This window comes from Noviherbaspirillum sp. Root189 (assembly GCF_001428545.1).
Classification (GTDB): Bacteria; Pseudomonadota; Gammaproteobacteria; order Burkholderiales; family Burkholderiaceae_D; genus Noviherbaspirillum.
Genome location: NZ_LMHZ01000013.1, coordinates 18997 through 37638 on the forward strand (window position 1 = coordinate 18997; position 18642 = coordinate 37638).

Annotated in this window: 17 protein-coding genes; 5 read left to right on the forward strand and 12 right to left on the reverse strand. The window is 57.6% G+C overall.

The features are described 5' to 3' along the window. Window positions 1–9: 9 nt before the first annotated feature. Complete coding sequence (locus ASE07_RS30365) at window positions 10–132, reverse strand: hypothetical protein (RefSeq protein WP_268793414.1); 123 nt, start codon at window positions 130–132, stop codon at window positions 10–12. Window positions 133–199: 67 nt separating this feature from the next. After that, complete coding sequence (gene nirB / locus ASE07_RS09630) at window positions 200–2638, reverse strand: nitrite reductase large subunit NirB (protein WP_057290610.1); 2439 nt, start codon at window positions 2636–2638, stop codon at window positions 200–202. 286 nt (window positions 2639–2924) lie between these two features. Between nirB and ASE07_RS09635 the strand changes: the two genes are divergently transcribed. Both ASE07_RS09635 and ASE07_RS09640 read left to right on the forward strand, forming a co-directional pair. Then, complete coding sequence (locus tag ASE07_RS09635) at window positions 2925–4139, forward strand: nitrate/nitrite transporter (RefSeq protein WP_057290611.1); 1215 nt, start codon at window positions 2925–2927, stop codon at window positions 4137–4139. Between the two features lie 133 nt (window positions 4140–4272). Then, complete coding sequence (locus ASE07_RS09640) at window positions 4273–5976, forward strand: bifunctional protein-serine/threonine kinase/phosphatase (RefSeq protein WP_057290612.1); 1704 nt, start codon at window positions 4273–4275, stop codon at window positions 5974–5976. Window positions 5977–6003: 27 nt separating this feature from the next. On the opposite strand, the gene ASE07_RS09645 is transcribed toward ASE07_RS09640, so the two are convergent. Further along, the gene (locus tag ASE07_RS09645; RefSeq protein WP_057290613.1) at window positions 6004–7122 is read right to left on the reverse strand and encodes an HPP family protein; all 1119 of its coding nucleotides are present in this window, start codon (window positions 7120–7122) and stop codon (window positions 6004–6006) included. Window positions 7123–7205: 83 nt separating this feature from the next. Between ASE07_RS09645 and ASE07_RS09650 the strand changes: the two genes are divergently transcribed. Further along, window positions 7206–7652, forward strand: coding sequence for a MarR family winged helix-turn-helix transcriptional regulator (locus ASE07_RS09650; RefSeq protein WP_057290614.1), 447 nt, complete (start codon window positions 7206–7208; stop codon window positions 7650–7652). 111 nt (window positions 7653–7763) lie between these two features. Here the strand turns inward: ASE07_RS09650 and ASE07_RS09655 are convergent, their stop codons facing one another. Genes ASE07_RS09655 through ASE07_RS09665 form a run of 3 tightly spaced genes read right to left on the reverse strand, consistent with a single transcriptional unit; the run spans window position 7764 to window position 10909 of the window. After that, window positions 7764–8552 (reverse strand): metal ABC transporter permease, encoded by a 789-nt coding sequence (locus ASE07_RS09655; protein ID WP_057290615.1) that lies wholly within the window; start codon window positions 8550–8552, stop codon window positions 7764–7766. Next, window positions 8549–9454, reverse strand: coding sequence for a metal ABC transporter substrate-binding protein (locus ASE07_RS09660; RefSeq protein WP_057290776.1), 906 nt, complete (start codon window positions 9452–9454; stop codon window positions 8549–8551). The genes ASE07_RS09655 and ASE07_RS09660 overlap by 4 nt, the downstream gene beginning before the upstream one ends. Before the next feature lie 9 nt (window positions 9455–9463). Beyond that, a complete protein-coding gene (locus tag ASE07_RS09665) occupies window positions 9464–10909 on the reverse strand; it encodes a hypothetical protein (protein WP_057290616.1) in 1446 nt (481 codons plus the stop codon). 239 nt (window positions 10910–11148) lie between these two features. Here ASE07_RS09665 and ASE07_RS28715 point away from each other — a divergent pair, with 239 nt between their 5' ends. Beyond that, a complete protein-coding gene (locus tag ASE07_RS28715) occupies window positions 11149–11322 on the forward strand; it encodes a hypothetical protein (protein WP_156396514.1) in 174 nt (57 codons plus the stop codon). Between the two features lie 238 nt (window positions 11323–11560). On the opposite strand, the gene ASE07_RS09670 is transcribed toward ASE07_RS28715, so the two are convergent. From ASE07_RS09670 to ASE07_RS09685, 4 genes are all read right to left on the reverse strand, one after another. Further along, window positions 11561–12373, reverse strand: coding sequence for an ABC transporter ATP-binding protein (locus tag ASE07_RS09670; protein WP_057290617.1), 813 nt, complete (start codon window positions 12371–12373; stop codon window positions 11561–11563). A 96-nt stretch (window positions 12374–12469) separates the two neighbouring features. Next, window positions 12470–13381, reverse strand: a complete 912-nt coding sequence (gene ntrB, locus ASE07_RS09675; RefSeq protein WP_057290618.1) for a nitrate ABC transporter permease — start codon at window positions 13379–13381, stop codon at window positions 12470–12472. Window positions 13382–13402: 21 nt separating this feature from the next. Next, a complete protein-coding gene (locus ASE07_RS09680) occupies window positions 13403–14653 on the reverse strand; it encodes a CmpA/NrtA family ABC transporter substrate-binding protein (RefSeq protein WP_057290619.1) in 1251 nt (416 codons plus the stop codon). Between the two features lie 307 nt (window positions 14654–14960). Beyond that, a complete protein-coding gene (locus ASE07_RS09685) occupies window positions 14961–15584 on the reverse strand; it encodes an ANTAR domain-containing response regulator (RefSeq protein ID WP_057290620.1) in 624 nt (207 codons plus the stop codon). A 69-nt stretch (window positions 15585–15653) separates the two neighbouring features. On the opposite strand from ASE07_RS09685, the gene tsaD reads away from it, so the two are divergent. Further along, complete coding sequence (gene tsaD / locus ASE07_RS09690; protein WP_057290621.1) at window positions 15654–16682, forward strand: tRNA (adenosine(37)-N6)-threonylcarbamoyltransferase complex transferase subunit TsaD; 1029 nt, start codon at window positions 15654–15656, stop codon at window positions 16680–16682. Window positions 16683–16802: 120 nt separating this feature from the next. On the opposite strand, the gene ASE07_RS09695 is transcribed toward tsaD, so the two are convergent. Together ASE07_RS09695 and ASE07_RS09700 are read right to left on the reverse strand one after the other, a co-directional pair. Continuing rightward, on the reverse strand, window positions 16803–17678 hold the full coding sequence (locus ASE07_RS09695; RefSeq protein ID WP_057290622.1) for an amino acid ABC transporter substrate-binding protein: 876 nt from the start codon (window positions 17676–17678) through the stop codon (window positions 16803–16805). A 220-nt stretch (window positions 17679–17898) separates the two neighbouring features. Further along, the gene (locus tag ASE07_RS09700; RefSeq protein WP_057290623.1) at window positions 17899–18591 is read right to left on the reverse strand and encodes an MgtC/SapB family protein; all 693 of its coding nucleotides are present in this window, start codon (window positions 18589–18591) and stop codon (window positions 17899–17901) included. Window positions 18592–18642 lie beyond the last annotated feature (51 nt).

The following is an 18642-nucleotide window of genomic DNA, read 5'->3' on the forward strand; positions in this document are numbered from 1 at the left end:
CATTCCCTTTTACTTGAGTTGTAGTATGTGGTCCGGTGCGGCTCGCGTCGGCGAGCCTTTGAGGACGCAGGCATTGAGAATTACGAAGGTGGCGGCAGAGGCAAGCACGATGGCGGTCAGATACACTCTCATGATCGATCCTTTCAACAAAGCATTGCGAAATTGCAAATTTGTCGGGACCGCGCGGCTTGCTTCTGTGTCAGACAGTCAACGGTTCGAACTGACGGGTGTCGACCAGGGCCTTGTCTTTCTCATGCCATGGATCCGGCTCGCCATCGAGCGAGAACAGCAAACGCTCATAGAGGGCCTTGCGGTTTTCTGCGTCTTCCAGCACCTTCTTCTTCACGTGCTCAAGCCCGACCCGCGCGATGTAATGCACGGTACGCTCGAGATACCAGCCTTCTTCACGATACAACTGCAGGAATGCACCTGAATACTCTAACACTTCTTCATGCGTTTTTAATTTGACAAGGAAGTGCGCAACTTCCGTCTTGATCCCGCCATTACCGCCGACGTAGATTTCCCAGCCGGAATCGACCCCGATCACGCCGACATCCTTGATGCCGGACTCCGCGCAGTTGCGCGGGCAGCCCGACACAGCGATCTTGACCTTATGCGGCGCATACATCTTCCAAAGCTCGCGTTCGAGCTGCTGGCCCATCAATGTCGAATCCTGCGTACCGAAACGACACCACTCGGAACCGACACAAGTCTTCACGGTACGCAAAGCCTTGGCATACGCATGGCCACAAGGCATGTCGAGATCTTTCCATACCGCAGGCAGGTCTTCCTTCTTAACGCCGAGCAGGTCAATGCGCTGACCTCCGGTGACCTTTACCGTCGGGATCTGATATTTGTCGACGACATCGGCGATGCGGCGCAGATCCTTGGCCGTCGTCTCGCCGCCCCACATCCGTGGAATCACCGAGTAGGTGCCGTCCTTCTGGATATTGGCATGCGCACGCTCGTTGATGAAGCGCGACTGCGGATCGTCCTTCGCTTCATGCGGCCAGGTCGAGATCAGGTAATAGTTGATCGCGGGACGGCAGGTCGCGCAACCGTTCGGCGTGCGCCATTCCATGAAGCGCATGGTGTCCGGAATAGTCAGCAGTTTGTTGGCCTTGATGACATCGCGCACTTCCTGATGCGTATGGTCGGTACAGCTGCACAAGGGCTTGACCTTGTTGGCGCTGGAGTAATCGCCGCCGGCGGTAAACATGATGATCTGTTCGACCAGGCCGGTGCAGGAACCGCAGGACGCCGATGCCTTGGTGTGCTTGCGCACATCTTCCAGCGTGAACAGGCCTTTTTCCTTGATTGCCTTGACGATGGCGCCCTTGCAGACGCCGTTGCAACCGCAGACTTCCGCCGTATCCGGCATCGCCGCCGCCTTGGTGAAGCCTTCGTGGCCGACATCACCGGGACGGCCGGTATTGGATTCGCCGAACATCAGCGTATCGCGGATCTCGCCAATGTCCTTGCCTTCACGCAGCAGGCTGAAATACCAGGAACCGTCTACGGTGTCGCCGTACAGGCAGGCGCCAACCAGCTTGTCGTCCTTGAGAACCAGCTTCTTGTAGACACCGCCTATCGGGTCGGACAAGACGATTTCTTCGGTGCCTTCGCCGCCCATGAATTCACCGGCGGAGAACAGGTCGATGCCGGTGACCTTCAGCTTGGTCGAGGTGACGGAACCCTGATAACGACCGATGCCAAAGTTGGCGAGATGGTTCGCACAGACCCGCGCCATTTCGAACAGCGGCGCGACCAGTCCGTATGCGGTGCCGCGATGATTGACGCATTCGCCGACGGCATAGATACGCGGATCGTAGGTTTGCATCGTGTCGTTGACTACGATGCCGCGGTTGCAGTACAGGCCGGCTGATTCCGCCAGCGTGGTGTTGGGGCGAATGCCGACTGCCATCACGACCAGTTGGGCCGGCACTTCGAGGCCGTCGGTAAAACGGATGGCTTTCACATGGCCATGTTCGTCGCCGACGATCTCCTTGGTATTTTTTTCGAGCAGGAAGGACAGGCCACGGTCTTCCAGCGATTTTTGCAGCATCTTGCCGGCGACCGGATCAAGCTGGCGCTCCATCAGCCAGTTAGGAAGATGTACCACCGTGACATCCATGCCGCGCAGCTTGAGGCCGTTGGCGGCCTCCAGACCCAGCAGGCCGCCGCCGATGACCACCGCATGCTTGTGCTGCTGCGCAGCCTCGATCATGGCGTTGGTGTCCTGGATGTCGCGATAGGAAATGACGCCTTTCAGCTCCTTGCCGGGTACCGGGAGGATGAAGGGATTGGAACCGGTGGCAAGCAACAGGCGGTCGTATTCCGCAACGGTGCCGTCTTCCGCGATGACCTGCCGCTTCTTGCGGTCGATCTTTGTGATCTTTTTGCCAAGGTGAAGGGTGATATTGTTTTCCGCATACCAGTCGACATCATTGAGCATGATGTCCTTGATCGTCTGCTCACCGGCCAGCACGGGCGACAGCAGGATGCGGTTGTAGTTGGCGTACGGTTCGGCACCGAACACGGTGATGTCGTAGACATCCGGTGCAATCTTGAGCAGCTCCTCGAGCGTGCGCACACCGGCCATTCCGTTACCGACCATGACTAATTTCAGCTTCTTCATTAAAGCTTCCTCTCCACGCGGCTTCGCCATTGAAGCCTTTAAATAAACATGCAATTCGATTAGCAGAAGGCATGCCAGCCGGTTTGGGAGGTAAATGCACTGCGATGATGAGGGGATTGCACCCGCAAGGTGCATGCGTGGTCGTCACGATGCCATTTCGCGCATTACGCACCACGAAAGGCTCTTTAAAACGGGGCATGACGGGGGTCTTGGTGCATAAAAGCAGTGGCACAGGGCTTGCATTACCTCAGCCAAGTTTCTATCCCCTCTGGTGCAAAGGAGCATCGTGAAAACAACGTCGTTTTGGAAGGCGGGACATACGCCTACCCTGCTCGCTTCATTCTTTTATTTCGATCTCAGCTTCATGGTCTGGGTGCTGCTCGGGCCACTTGCCGTACAGATTTCGAAAGACCTCGGACTCACACCCGCACAGAAAGGCCTGATGGTGGCGACACCGTTGCTGGCCGGCGCTCTGCTACGCATTGTGATGGGAGTACTGGTCGACCATCTCAAACCGAAAAAGGCGGGCGCCATTGGTCAGGTGATCGTGATGTTGGGACTGGCATGGGCCTGGCTGGGAAGTATCAAGAGTTACGAAGCGATGTTGACGCTCGGCCTGCTGCTCGGTGTCGCCGGTGCTGCCTTCGCCGTCGCGCTACCGCTGGCGTCGCGCTGGTATCCGCCTGAACACCAGGGCACCGCGCTGGGTATCGCGGGTGCCGGAAATTCTGGCACCGCCTTTGCCGCACTGTTCGCACCTACCCTGGCGATTGCCTATGGCTGGCAGAATGTATTTGGCCTTTGCCTGATTCCGCTGGGCGTCGCTTTCCTTGTCTACATGGTTTTTGCAAAGGACTCGCCAGGCGCACCGCCTGCGAAATCCATTACAGAGTATCTCCATGTGCTGAAGGACAGGGATGCGTGGTGGTTCATGTTTTTCTATGCTGTCACGTTCGGCGGCTTTTCCGGCCTTGCCTCTTCACTGACGATTTACTTCAATGGCCAGTACGGGCTCTCACCGGTGACCGCAGGCTACTTCACCGCAGCCTGCGTGTTCGCAGGTTCCATGGTGCGTCCGGTAGGCGGCATCATCGCAGACCGGATTGGCGGCATCAAGACCTTGTCGCTCATGTATGTGCTGGCTGGCACTTTCCTGTTCATTGCCAGCCTGGGCATGCAGTCCTATGTCGCTGCGCTGGTCGTCTTCGTGCTCGCGATGCTGGCGCTCGGCACCGGCAATGGCGCGGTATTCCAGCTGGTGCCGCAGCGCTTTCGCAAGGAGATCGGCGTGATGACCGGTCTGGTCGGCATGGCGGGCGGCATTGGCGGCTTTTACCTGGCGTCCAGCCTGGGATATTCAAAGCAGGTTACTGGCAGCTATCAACTCGGCCTGACTATTTTTTCCGCGCTTGCGGTCTCCGCACTGGTCGGTCTGTCGTACGTGAAAAATCGCTGGCGCACGACGTGGGGCAGCGCCGCGATGACAACCGCCAAGATTTGAACCTGCTTCTGGATGGTTAGAGTACAGTGCATGAAACGGATGACGCAGATGATATGGACGATGTAGATGAAGTCATCAGTTTCATCCGCGTTTTCCTGTCACTGATATCGCCGCCGACCTCACTATCCAGACAATGCCACTTTCCGTACTGACGGGCTACGCTTCCCGTACCGGCCTGCGCGAGCGCAATGAAGACTTCGTCGGCATGGCCACGCCCGAAGAACCGGACCTGTCCACCAAAGGCATGCTCGCCGCCATTGCCGACGGTATTTCAGGCAATGCAGGCGGGCGGGAAGCCGCTGAGTACACAGTGCGCGGACTGCTCACCGATTACTTTGCGACACCCGACACCTGGCCAGTAACACAGGCGATGGATCGCGTTCTGAAGGCGATCAACAGCTGGGTGCAGGCGCAGGGGGCAAAAAACCGGGAACTCGCCGGCATGGCAACCACGCTGACCGCTGTCGTGCTGCGCGGCAGATTCTATTACTTCGCCCATGTCGGCGACACGCGCTTATACCTGCTGCGTGGCGGCACGCTCACACGCCTGACGACCGATCATGTATGGGATCGTCCGGAAATGCAGCACGTGCTCACGCGCGCAATCGGCCTGGATTCGCGCCTCGCCGTCGACCATGGCATGGGTGAATTGCGTGAACGCGATGTTTTCCTCCTCGCCTCCGACGGCGTGTGGGGATGGATGAGCGAATACGACATCACCCATGCACTGTCGGCGCTGGCCATGGACCAGACCAGTGCCGAGGCGGCGGCAGACCTGCTCGTGGACCAGGCGCTGCAGGCGGGTTCCACCGACAATTGCAGCGCGCTGGTTTTGCGCGTGCTTGCACTGCCGGAAGAAAACCTGCGGGACGCGCTGTCCAGCTCACAGCAGCTGCCGGTGCCGCCGCGTCTGAAGCCCGGTCAGGAGCTGGACGACTATCGAGTCGAAGACATCATCCATGCGTCACAAGCGACGCTGCTCTATCGCGTCGTCGAACTGAAGTCGGGACGCCAGCTGGTTCTCAAAACCCTGCATCCCGATCGGGCCGATAATCCCCACGAGCGCTCCGCATTCGCGCATGAGGAATGGCTGGCGAAACGCGTTGTCGCACGTTTCTTTCCCCAGGTCATTGTGCCGGAGCAAAAGAGTTATCTGTACTACCTCAGCACCTGGCATGAGGGGCGGACGCTGCAACAAAAGCTTGACGCGGGCGGTCACTTCACGGCGCCGGAAGCGGTTGCACTTGGAGAGAAGCTGGTGCGCGCAGTTGGCGCGCTGCATCGGCGCAGTATCCTGCATCGGGATATCAAGCCGTCGAATGTGCACCTGGGTACCGATGGGGAATTGCGTTTACTCGACCTGGGCGTAGCGCTATCGGATTTCGACAAGGAAGACGGCGTCACGGCGCCGCAGGCCGGCACGCCGTCTTTCCTCGCGCCGGAGCAATTCGAGAATGCTCCTCCCTCGCGTCAGACCGATGTGTATGCGGCCGGCGTCACCATCTACACCATGCTCACGCGTCATTTTCCTTATGGAGAGATCGAGCCCTTCCAGCGACCGCGCTTCGCTGAACCAGTCCCGGCCAGTCGCTACCGGCCCGACCTGCCGCACTGGCTTGACAGCGTGCTGCACAAAGCCGTGGCGCGCAATCCTGCCGAACGCTTTGAGACCGCCGAAGAATTTCTGATTGCGCTGGAGCGCGGTGCCAGCAACCCCTTGCCTGCACGCGGCGTGACGCCGCTTGCCAGGCGCGATCCCGCAGGTCTCTGGCGTGCCATCGCCGTCATTTCGATTGTGCTGAATTTGCTGCTGCTGTATCTGCTGGTGGTACGGTAAGCACCAAGCAATACGTTCCCACGTTGTTCAGGCCGCAAGTCCGACTTCTTCCAGCTTCTTTCGGTATAGGGCGGCGACCAGATCCGACTGCGTGACCATTCCCACCAGGCGCCGTCGCTCGTCGACCACTGGCAAATGGTGAAAGCCCTCATCTGAAAACAGCGGCACCAGTTCGACTACCGTATTGTCGGGTTTTGCAGTTTGCACACGCGTGGTCATGATGTCGCGCACGGTTTCCTGGCCGCGCAGCCTTGGTCGTCCGCCATCAGGACCCGCGACAAGGTCACGCAGGGTCACGATACCAATCAGTCCCTGGAAAGAATTCACCACGGGCAGCGCATGCAATTCATGACGAGTCAGCAGATTCCATACCTGCGTCGGTGTCATCTCGGGCCGTGCAATGATCAGGTCACGCGACATGATGTCGCTACAGCGGATTTCTCCTGTGCGGCGGCTATAGGCGCGTAATTCGGCCTGTCGAAAAATTTCTTCAAGGTCGTCTTCGTTGACGTCGATCAGCTCATCATAGGCCCTGACCGCCGCATCAAGGTCGGCACGGGTAAACCCGAGTCGTTCAACCGGGCGAAGATCCGTGGTGCCATGCCGGTTACCCACGTGATGCGCCTGGTGCGGATAACGGCGGCGCAGCAGGTTATTGAATATCAGCGCAGCGAGCAACAGAAATGCCGAGTTGACCGCGACCGGGGTAATGGCAAACTGATATCCAAGTGAGGTAACGGCCGGACCACCGAGCACCGCGGTCAGTGCAATCGCGCCACCAGGCGGATGCAGGCAGCGCAGGCTGAACATGGCTGCGATGGCCAATGCACCGGCCATCGCGGCGGCAATAAACGGTGCTTCGATCCAGCGCGCGCAGGTAACCCCGATGAGCGCCGATACGATGTTGCCTCCGATAATCGACCATGGTTGGGCGAGAGGGCTTGCGGGCGCCGCGAACAGCAACACGGCGGATGCGCCCAACGGCGCAATGAACCAGGGATTGATTTCTCCAAAGACGGTATGACTGAGCCACTGCGCCATCAGCAAGCCGACACAGGCTCCGATGCCGGCCACGATTTTCTCGCGGCGTGCCGCAAGGATAGGTGCCGGCACGAATCCTTTCAGCCAGGCCAGAAAATCATTCATACAATTTCTTCCGCAACAATTCAAAGTCGCGAAATATAGCATATTGTGATACATTCAGCGGCAACCCGACTTGCCTGACTGACATGGCCTCGAAAACTCCAAAGCAAACCACAACGCCGTTCACCAAGGAACAGTACGAGGCCTTATCGGAATTCCGCTACCAGTTGCGTCGCTTTCTGCATTTTAGTGAAACCGCGGCACGCGCGGAGGGAATTACACCATTGCAATACCAGCTGCTGCTGCAAATCCGCGGCTTCCCCGGGCGCGACTGGGCACTGGTCGGTGAACTGGCGGAGCGTCTGCAAATGAAGCCACATGGTATGGCAGCACTATTGTCGCGTTGTGAAGAAAGCGGCCTGATTTCACGTACACAAAGCGCAACCGACCGGCGGCAAGTCGAGATACGGTTGCGGCCCGTTGCGCAACGCATTCTTGAGCGACTCGCAAGCCTGCATGCCGCCGAACTGAAATCCTTGCAGGGAACATTCCGCGTTGCACGCATCACGGCATTTAACGATGAGGACAGCTAGAACGATGCTGGATGGCGGCATAACAAAATGCGGATCGCCCTGCAAAGGCGATCCGCATTCAAGAGTGCAACAGCCGCCACGCAGCCACATGCAGTGACGACGCGTTAATTGCTATTCAGCGAATGTTGTTTTCGCGCCATGGGACTTCGACGGACCAAAGCCATAGACCACCATCGCCAGCGCCGCCAAGCACCAGACGATCAATGCACCTGACGGCAGGTCGTACACCGTCGACAGCACCAGTCCCATTCCATACCCGGCAATACCGACCGCATAGGCAATCGCCAATCGGAGCGGCCCAGGGTAGTGCCGTGCCGCAAGGCCGGGAACAATCAGGCTGGCGAATACGAGATACACCCCCACCAGTTGCACCGAGATGGTGACGGCAAGCGCGAACAACAAATAAAAGCCAAGACGTCCCTGTGCCTGCTTGTTACGCAGCCCGAAAATAACGATTGCAATGAGTGCCGTTGCAATAGCTGGTACCGCAAGCTGATCGTAGCGGACCCATAGAATCTGTCCCGCCAGCAGATCACGCAGATGCTCCCCCCCATGCGGATTGTGTGCGAGCAGCAGCAAACTACCCGTGGCAGCCAGGACAAAGAGGACGCCGATCTGCGCTTCCTGCACCTCCGGCCAGCGTTTCTCGGTCCATGTCAGCAGAAATGCGCCAAGAATGGCAGCGGTCCCGGCTGCCAGTTGTACTAGCCATCCCTGGTCCAGATCAGCCATGCCGGCAATGATCACCCCCAACGCCGCGATCTGTGCAATGGCAAGGTCGATAAAGACAATACCTCGCTTCAGCACTTGCACGCCGAGTGGAACATGCGTCATCAACACCAGCACACCGGCCACGAATGCCGGTGCAACAATACTCAGGTCAATGGCATCCGGATTCATTTCGCCGCTTCCAGAAGCCGGCGGAGGGTATCGTCGAACACCCCGAACAGATCCTTTGCCTGATCGTTTCCGCCCACGGTAAACGGCACGACCACGGCGGGGATTTGCGCATGATCGGAAAGCCATTGTGAAGGCCGACCATCCTGGTAAGCGGCACGTATCACCATCCTGGCTGGCTCACGCTGCAACTGGCTGACCAGGCCGGACAGATGCGCGACACTCGGCTCTACACCCGGCTTTGGTTCCAGCGTTGCGATACTGCGCATGCCAAGCCAGTTCAGCAGATAAGCCATGTTCTTGTGATGTTCGACGACGGCAACGCCTTTCAGAGGAGCACCCTGCTGCGTCCATTTCTGGATCGCCGCATTCCAGCGCATGGAAAAGTCTTTGTGCCTTGCCTGGTAATAGGTCGCATTGGCGGCATCGATCTGGCTCAGGCGCTGCACCAGCACATCGGCAACACGGGCAATGTTGCGTGGATCTTGCTGGATGTGCGGATTGCCCGCCGCATGCACGTCGCCGTCGCTGCGGTCCAGGCGCGTGGGGATGTCCAGGCGCGGAACCTGCATCCCGGCATCGAGATATCCCGGCTGCCCTGGAGCAATCTTTGGATTGCCGGATTGTTGCAGTAATACCGGCAGCCAGCCGACTTCCAGATCGAGTCCGGTGCACACCAGCAAATCGGCATTTCGCGTGCGCGCGATCAGACTGGGGCGTGCTTCGATGCGGTGCGGGTCCTGCATGGCGGTCGTGGCGCTGGAGGCCTTGACCTTGTCACCACCGATTTCAGTTGCCAGTGCCGCCCACTCCGGTTCGCATGCCAGAATATTCACGATCGCATGGGATGCCGACGAGACGGTCAGCGACACTGCCGCCATCAGGAATAGAAACGTATTTTTCATGGCGAGCACCTAGAACGAATGTGAGCCGTGCGCACCCAGGCTCATGATGTATTGAAGGAAGATCTGGTTGTCGCTTGTTCCTGGCCGCGATTTATCCTGCGCCAGCTGCAGCCGCAAGCGGCTGAACTCGGATGGGGAATAGTCGACCATGACGCTGGAGCGTCTCGGATCGTAGGAAGCCAGACGCGGGAAGTCGGCGGTGGATAAGGTTCCGTTGCTGACCAGTCCGATACCAGGTGTGCCTGAGGACAGCCTGTCATAACGCAGGCCGACACGCCACATCGGCATGAACTGATAGATACCCTGCAGGTACCAGCCTGACTGGGCCGACGCATACGTATCAGCAAGGGCGAGCCCTGCCGTATCGAATGCCAGCGTGCCTTTTTCCCTGCGACGGAAATATTCTCCCTGCAGCTTGAAGTTGGTCTGGGTGGCATTGCCACTGGGCGCCCACTTATAGACGCCATCGAGGATCCAAGTATTGGCACGACCGCTGAATGCGTTGACGACGGCGCCATCCGCGCTATCTACATCTTCATACGAGCGGTCGGTTGCACCAGTTCGCAGATACGAGACGCCGGCACGCCAGCTGGCATTCTCGCCGATGTCATCGCCGATATGCGCAAAGAGTGCGGTGGCACCAACCCCATTCTTGTTACGGTCATTGCCAGGGAAATTACTACCATTTCCTGCTTCCAGACCAAATTCAAGGAAGCGGTCAGTCGGCGCTAACCATTTAAGCTGTAACCCGTCGGTTCTGTACTGACCGCCAAAGAATGCCTGGTAAGCGAGCGGCGCATCGACAAAATCCCAGGCGTGGGTATGGATGCTGTTGAGATAGCCGATCGACGACAGCATGCGCCCCCCTTTCAGGTTCACGCCGTTCGACAAGCTCCTGGTCTGCACGAACGCCTCTTCAACACCAACGCTGTCGTCGGGCGCAAGGGCAAAGGTCAGTTGCCCGGCGAAAGTGGGATCGATATTGGCGCGGAGCGTAATTTCAGATTCGCCGAGACTGAAGTTGCGGCTGCCCGGGCCAACTTCTTCGCCGCCCGGCACAAAGCCCTGGATACGGGCCTGTTGTGGATCCTTCGACAGGCGAGAATACGTCCCTCCGAGGATCGCCGAGATACCGGGGTTGAAAGTGTTTGCTGGACCGGTCGACGCAGCCGCCATCGGCGACGCCGCCGCCACACTTTGAGAGTTCGAAACCGACGATGTGGCGGCCGTTGCCGGTACCGGTGCGTTGCCATTGGCTATTGCAGGCGGTTGCGCCTGCGCTGCCTGCAGACGCTGTTCGAGCGACCGGATGCGAGCTTCGTAATCCTGCTTCATCTGTCGGATTTCATCACGCATCTGGGCAATGTCCTGATCGGTCGCGGCCAACGACGGCAAAGGCGACAAGGATGCATAGGCGACAGCAAGCGCTGTCGCCAACGTGGTTCGTTTCAACATGTTCGTTCCTGATAGATGTATAGAGTCACGCCCGGCACGCATGCCGTGTCGGGTCGAGGTAAAGGCAATACAAGGGCTCAGGAATGAACGGGGGGTGCGCGTGAGTCGAATAATCGACCGGCTGGCGGAAGGGGTTTAGTGCGTGGCTTGCCGGCAGGTGCTTCGTTCGGCAAAACAAGCTGCGTCATCGTTGCCGGTGAACCGGTCAGGCCCGAACCGATTGCGGCGAAGGAAAGGCATTGTTTACACTGCAGTTCCTTGAGCAGATGTTCGTGCCTGGAATCATTCAGACTACCGTCGGCCGAAATATGCGAAATCGCATGCACAATGCCAAGCTGCTGCGACAGCAGCAGGAAACAGGCAAAGGCGAGATGCGCAAAAACGCGACGGACGTTCACTGGACGGGCAAGTAAATTTGAAATGTGGCTTGATGAAGCGGCCGGGGTAACTGCCACTCGATGTAAGAAACAATAACTGTCGGGTAGTTTAGCGTAAATAATCCCCCGGACGATAGCAGAGTTTGCGCCGCCATCAGCATGAATACCAGCGAACCTGGTGCTGTGCGCTCACGGCCCTGCGATAAAAAAGCGGCGAAGAATCGCTTCTCCGCCGCCGTCCCTCTATTGCGCCTTGCAGCGCCTCCCTTGAGACCTACGCCGCTTCCTTGACCGCAGGGTGCGCCTGGCGGTGATACAGGAATTCCAGTACGGAGCTACGGTATTCGACATATAGCGGATCCTGCGCCAGGATAACGCGGTCACGCGGTCGCGCCAGTCGTACGTTGACAATATCGCCGATGGTCGCGGCAGGTCCGTTGGTCATCATGACAATCCGATCCGACAGCAGCACCGCTTCGTCAACGTCGTGCGTGACCATTACCACCGTCGATTGTGTCTTGGCGACGATCTTGAGCAGTTCATCCTGCAGATGGGCGCGCGTGAGCGCATCGAGTGCGCCAAAAGGCTCGTCCATCAACAATACCTTGGGCTCCATCGACAAGGCACGCGCAATGCCGACACGCTGCTTCATGCCGCCGGAAATTTCATGTGGGCGCTTTTGCTCTGCATGCGACAAGCCGACAAGTGCCAGCGCGGCTAGCGTCCGTTCCTTCAGTTTAGCCCTGCTTTCCGTTGCGGCGAAGACGCGTTCGACAGCGAGGTAAATGTTTTCGTAGCAAGTCAGCCACGGCAGCAGCGAATGGTTCTGAAACACCACCGCGCGCTCCGGCGACGGACCGGCGATTTCGCGGTTCGCGCAAAGCAAGGTACCGTCGCTGGCGCGCAATAAGCCGGCAATCAGGTTAAGCAAGGTCGACTTGCCGCAGCCCGAATGACCGATCAACGTAATGAATTCACCCTTCTTCACGTTCAGGTTGATGTCGCGCAGTGCATGAAAACTGCCCTGCCTGGTACTGAACACCATTTCGGCATTCTGGATTTCGATGAATTTGCTGGTATTGTCCATGGTGTTCTCCATTCGTCTCTCCCGCGCGGTGGGAGAGACGCAATCTATCAAAGGTCAGCGCAGATCGACCGTGCAGTAAGAATTGCGTTGCGGCGCTTAGCTACTTACTTCTTCATAAGTAAATGCTCTTGCAAGCGCAACCAGTCCTTGTTCCAGCAGCAGACCGACCACACCGATCACCACGATGGCGATGATGATGTGCGGGACGTTGAGGTTGTTCCATTCATCCCAGACCCAGAAACCGATACCGACACCGCCGGTCAGCATTTCCGCCGCGACAATCACCAGCCATGCGGTACCGATCGCGAGGCGCACGCCGGTCAGCATGTAAGGCAGCACCGAAGGGAACAGGATTTTGGTGACGATCTTCCACTCGGACAGGTTGAGCACCTTGGCGACATTCATGTAATCCTGCGGCACGCGCTGCACGCCGACCGCGGTGTTGATGATCATCGGCCAGATCGAGCAAATGAAGATCGCCCAGATGGCAGCGGGATTGGCCGCCTTGAATACCAGCAGGCCGATCGGCAGCCATGCCAGCGGCGATACTGGCTTGAGCAGGCTCACAATGGGATTGAACATGCCGGCCAAAAACTTGAAGCGGCCAATCATGAAGCCCAGCGGAATACCGACCACGGCAGCGAGGCCGAAACCGGTGGCAACGCGTTGCAGCGACAGCAGCAGGTTCCAGCCTATGCCCTGATCGTTTGGACCTTTCTGGTAAAACGGATCAGAGAATACGATGATCGCCTCCTGCAAAGTCACCATCGGTGAAGGAAATCCGCTGTTTTTCGCAGCCACGATTTCCCAGACCAGTACCAGCAGCGCGAGACCGAAAATCGGCGGCAGCACCGCCAGAAAAAAGGGTTTGAATGACCGCTTTACAGCAGACGGTTTTGCTGTGGCTGCACGCGACTTCACGTGTTCCCTGGTATCTGCTTTCATCGGTGGCGACTCCGATGCCGGGTCGACCGGCTTGTTGAGGACGTTGTCCATGACTGCACTCATGATGGGCTCCAGGTCGGGTAATCAGGCTTTGATGGCAAAGGAAGACGCGTAAGCCTTCGGGTTCTTGCCGTCCCATACAGTGCCGTCGATCAGCTTCGAACTACGATAAGGATCTTTCGGCACGCTGACCTTGACCATGTTGGCCGCGTCCTTGTACAGGTCAATCTGGTTGATCTGTTTGGCGACCGCGAGGTAATCCACTTCCTCCTTCAGCAAGCCCCAGCGTTTGTGCTGTGTCAGGAACCACATGCCATCGGACAGGTAGGGAAAATTCACCGCACCGTCGTTAAAGAATTTCATGTAATTCGGATCGTCCCAGGTTTTTCCAAGGCCATTCTGATAGCGGCCGAGAATGCGCTGGTTGATCACATCGACCGAGGTGTTCACGTACGACTTGTCGGCAATCGTTTCCGCCATCTTGTTTTTGTTCGACAAGCTGGCATCGATCCACTTGCTGGCCTCAAGCACGGCAGCCGTCATGGCGCGTGCGGTGTTCGGGTATTTCTTGACGAAGTCGGCGGTTGTGCCGAGCACTTTTTCCGGATGGTCCCGCCAGATATCTTGCGTCGTGACGCTGGTAATGCCGATGTTGTCGGCAATCGCGCGATGTCCCCATGGCTCGCCCACGCAGAATCCGTCCATGTTGCCAACACGCATATTCGCCACCATCTGCGGCGGCGGCACGGTGATGACCTTGGCGTCTTTCATCGGATTGATGCCATGTGCAGCAAGCCAGTAATACAACCACATGGCATGGGTACCGGTCGGAAAGGTCTGCGCAAACGTGTACTCGCGCTTTTCGGTCTGCATCAGCTTGGCCAGCGATGCACCATCGACCGCACCCTTGTCAGCCAGCTTCTTGGACAGTGTGATTGCCTGCCCGTTGTTATTCAATGTCATCAGCATGGCCATGTCTTTCTTCGGGCCGCTGACGCCAAGATGGACGCCATAGATCAGGCCATACAGCACATGCGCCGCATCGAGTTCACCGTTGACCAGCTTGTCGCGCACGCCTGCCCAGGAAGCTTCCTTGGTCGGCGTGATCTTGATGCCGTATTTCTTGTCGATGCCGAGTACGGATGCCATCACGACAGACGCGCAATCGGTCAACGGAATGAAGCCAATCCTGACCTCTTCCTTTTCCGGCTTGTCGGAACCGGCAGCCCATGCCCCCTGGGTGGCGAGTCCACCGAATGCACTAGCTGTTACTGCGGCGCCCGCTTTGATGATGCTGCGGCGGGTCAAATTCGTTTTGCTTTCTTTTGTTGTCATGATTCCCTCATGCATGGCCTTGAAACCGGCAAAAAGAAAGGCGTCCGGTCACTGCAAGCGGAAGCTCGCGGTGACTGGGACGCCTTTGTCCAAATGCGATGACCACCATTGGTCATCGCAGTGTTACTGATCGGTGCGCCAGCATTGGCACATCTGTCTGGTTTGCAAGCCCTGTGCCAACCCGGCGTGAAGCGTATTGATGCGAATTGATGCGAATTGATCCGGATCAGGTCGGGAACCGCACCCCGATTGTGCAACGCATTAAAACGGGGCGGTGCACGTTACATGCTGGGGATACTGAGAGCACTTAAATGAGCAGATCGGCGACGTCGATCATGCGCTGGGCTACTTCGGACAGCTTGAGATTCTTGTCCATGGCGAGGCGGCGCAGCTTTCGGTAGGCTTCATCTTCCGAGCAATGATGCCGTTCCATCAATAAGCCCTTGGCGCGCTCGATTACCTTGCGCTCGGCGAGCTTCATCTTGGTTTCGGAAAGTTCGTGGCGCAGTTTCTGGTCGACTTCGAAGCGCGCCAGTGCAACGTCGAGCACGGCCTTTACGCGCTCCGCCGACAGTCCCGCGACGACATAGGCCGAGACGCCCGCCTCGATGGCGGCGTGCATCTTTTCCTTGTCGTTGTCTTCGGTGAAGCAGACGATGGGACGTCGCTCATTGGCAGTGGCCGCAACGACTTTCTTCAGCGCGGCATCGGATTGCTCATCGACGATGATGACGTCCGGTTGCAGTTGCACGATCTGTTCTTCCAGATCCGCATCGGGCGGCAATGCCGCAAGGATGTTATAGCCGCCTTCCAGCAACCCGATGCGCAGGGCGCGTGCCCGTTCCGCCTGGATCTGTGCGGCATGGCTGGCCCCTTCCGGCACGACGAGGGAGTTGATAACGACGATTTTCAGCTGTTTGGGATCGCTCATGATTTGCCTATGGTGGACTTCCTTTAAAATAGAGCTTTGCAAGAAGCTTGCCATCCACCATTTCTTTCCATGATCGTTCTCGGCGTCGAATCCTCCTGTGATGAAACCGGCCTGGCGTTGTATGACACACAACGCGGCCTTCTCGCGCATGCCTTGTATTCACAGGTTGCCATGCATGAGGAATATGGCGGCGTGGTGCCTGAACTCGCATCACGCGACCATATCCGCCGCGCCATTCCGCTGCTTGAGCAAGTTTTGAACAATGCCTCGGTACCGCGCAGCGCGATTGATGCCATTGCATACACACAGGGCCCGGGGCTGGCCGGCGCCTTGCTGGTGGGCGCGTCGGTCGCCTGTGGCCTCGGCCTGGCACTTGACCGGCCGGTACTGGGCGTGCATCACCTTGAAGGCCACCTGTTGTCGCCTTTGCTTGCCAAAGAGCGGCCGGAGTTTCCATTTGTTGCGCTGCTCATTTCCGGTGGCCACACGCAACTGATGCGGGTCGATGGCGTTGGCCAGTACGAATTGCTTGGCGAAACCTTGGATGATGCGGCGGGTGAAGCTTTTGACAAGTCAGCCAAACTGCTTGGCCTTGGCTATCCGGGCGGACCTGCGATTTCCCGGCTTGCCGAGTTCGGCGATTCCGGCGCTTATCAGTTGCCGCGCCCCATGCTGCATTCGAAAGATCTCAATTTCAGCTTCTCCGGCCTCAAAACCGCGGTGCTTACCCTGGTCAAAAAGCAAACGGTCAACATTTGCGAACAGGACAAGGCCAACATTGCGCGCGCCTTCGTCGATGCGATCGTCGACGTGCTGGTTGCAAAGTGCCTGGCAGCGTTGAAACAGACCGGCCTGAAACGATTGGTGATTGCCGGTGGTGTCGGCGCGAACCGTCAGCTGCGCGAAGCACTGAACGACGCCGCACAAAAGAAGCGCTTCCGCGTGTTCTATCCTGAGCTGGAGTTTTGCACCGATAATGGCGCGATGATCGCGTTTGCCGGCGCGATGCGCCTGCAGATCAATCCGGATGCCGCAAAACGCGATTATGCGTTCAATGTGCGGCCGCGCTGGCCGCTGGATGAATTGCGGGTGGTGTGATGGTGTGAGCAGTCATCGCATTGCTTCTGGCAGATCGTCCGGTTGAATCAGACGGCCTTGCAATCTACATAGCCCGAACGTAGCTCACTTCCTTGTCCATTGAAGGTGTGAAGCGTCTACTCAAAAGCGGTCGCCAGGATACTTCAGCGATTCCCGCAGCAGATTTCCCATCGGGATATTCATGTTTGCCCCACCGGGACCGGAGCGGTTCATGAACCAGTAGTTGTACATCGCGTAAATTTCCCGGCTTTCCACGGTGCGCACGATTTCCTTGTCCACCAGCTTCTTGAATGCGGGATCATCCTTCCGCAGCATGATCGCGTAAGGCTCCACTGACAGCGGATCGCCGACAATGGCGAACTTGTTCGGGTCCCTGGACAATGCCTTCAGGCCGTATAGCAGCACATCGTCCATCGGAAAGGCATCCGCCTTGCCCTGCTCCACCATCGCAAACGATGCCATATCATCGCTGCCCTCCACAATGCCGACGTTCAATGTGCGGACGTTACTGCGTTCGTTCAGCAATTTGATGGTGGTCGTCCCTTTGGTGATGACGACCTTGCGATCACGCAGGTCAGGCCAGTTACGAATATCACTTTCCGACCTGACCAGCATGCGGACCGAAGCGAAAAAATGCGGAATGGCGAAGCTGACTTTTGCACGTCGCTCTTCTGTATTGGTGGTCGAACCACATTCCATGTCGGCGCGGCCATTGATGATCGCGGAGAATCGCGACGACGAATCCACCGGCACGAATGCCACGGCGAGTTGCGGCATTTTCAGTTCACGTTTGACCGCTTCCACGATCTTCAAACAGAGATCGATCGAATAGCCAGTGACCTTCTTGTTTTCATTGAGATAGGAGAACGGCGGCGAATCCCGGTAGGCCAACACGATCGTCTGCGTTTCGCGAATCTTTGACAAAGTCTCGGCAAGGGCGGAGGCTGTCGCCAGCATGGCGGCCAACACAAACATACTTCCTGCAATGCGCTTCATGGTTTCCTTGACTGCATCAACGGCGGGGAGACAAATGCAATCGACCAGTCTAAATAAAATCCCGCAGTTTTTTGCTAGGCAATCGGCGAAAAACCATGCATAAAATTTGTACGAAAAACCATACGCTTACGCGCAAGCGATCACATATCGGCGCGCTGGCAGATCATGGATGCAGCATCGGGGCTTGTTACTACGTGACCAGAGGCGGCGGCGTGGCTGTTTAATCCCCGGTGGGTGATAGCTGGAACGACCGGACCTTGTCCCAGCGCCGCAAATACTCCGCCAGCTTAGGCGTGTTGCTGGAGTCGATGGTCTGAATAACCATACGGTATTCGAACGAAACGCCGTCCTCGTTCACCCGGTAACTCATGTTCGCCACCGTAAAACCATACTCCTTCAGCAGTGCGCGAATTTCTTCTTCCGGCACCGTGTCGCTGCGATCGAAGCGCAGCAGATGATGCGCATAAGAATGTGAGGGCATCATTGCCTCGATACGGCGGAAAAACGAAAGAATGCCGACGGTGAGCAACGTGGCGAGGATCGCCGGATAATAAAAGCCGATGCCGATCAGGACACCAATGGCGGCTGTGATCCAGATGGAGGCTGCGGTGGTCAGGCCCCGTACGCTGAGCCCCTCCTTGAAGATTACGCCGGCACCCAGAAAACCGATGCCGGTCATGATGCCCTGTGCCATGCGTGTCGGATCGGTACGTATCATTTCACTGTCCATGCCCGGCAACCAGGTCGATTGGTACAGCATGACCAGCATCAGGAGGCTGGACGCGACGCATACCAGCGTGTGGGTACGAAATCCGGCGGGTCGCGCGTGATAGCTGCGTTCAAGCCCGATAATGCCGCCGGCGATCAGAGCGCCGAGCAGGTGAACTGCAATGTTAACGTAATCATTATCCATCCCCGCTCCTTGTTATTTTTTATAAAGCATACCGCGATTGCGGGAAGGATG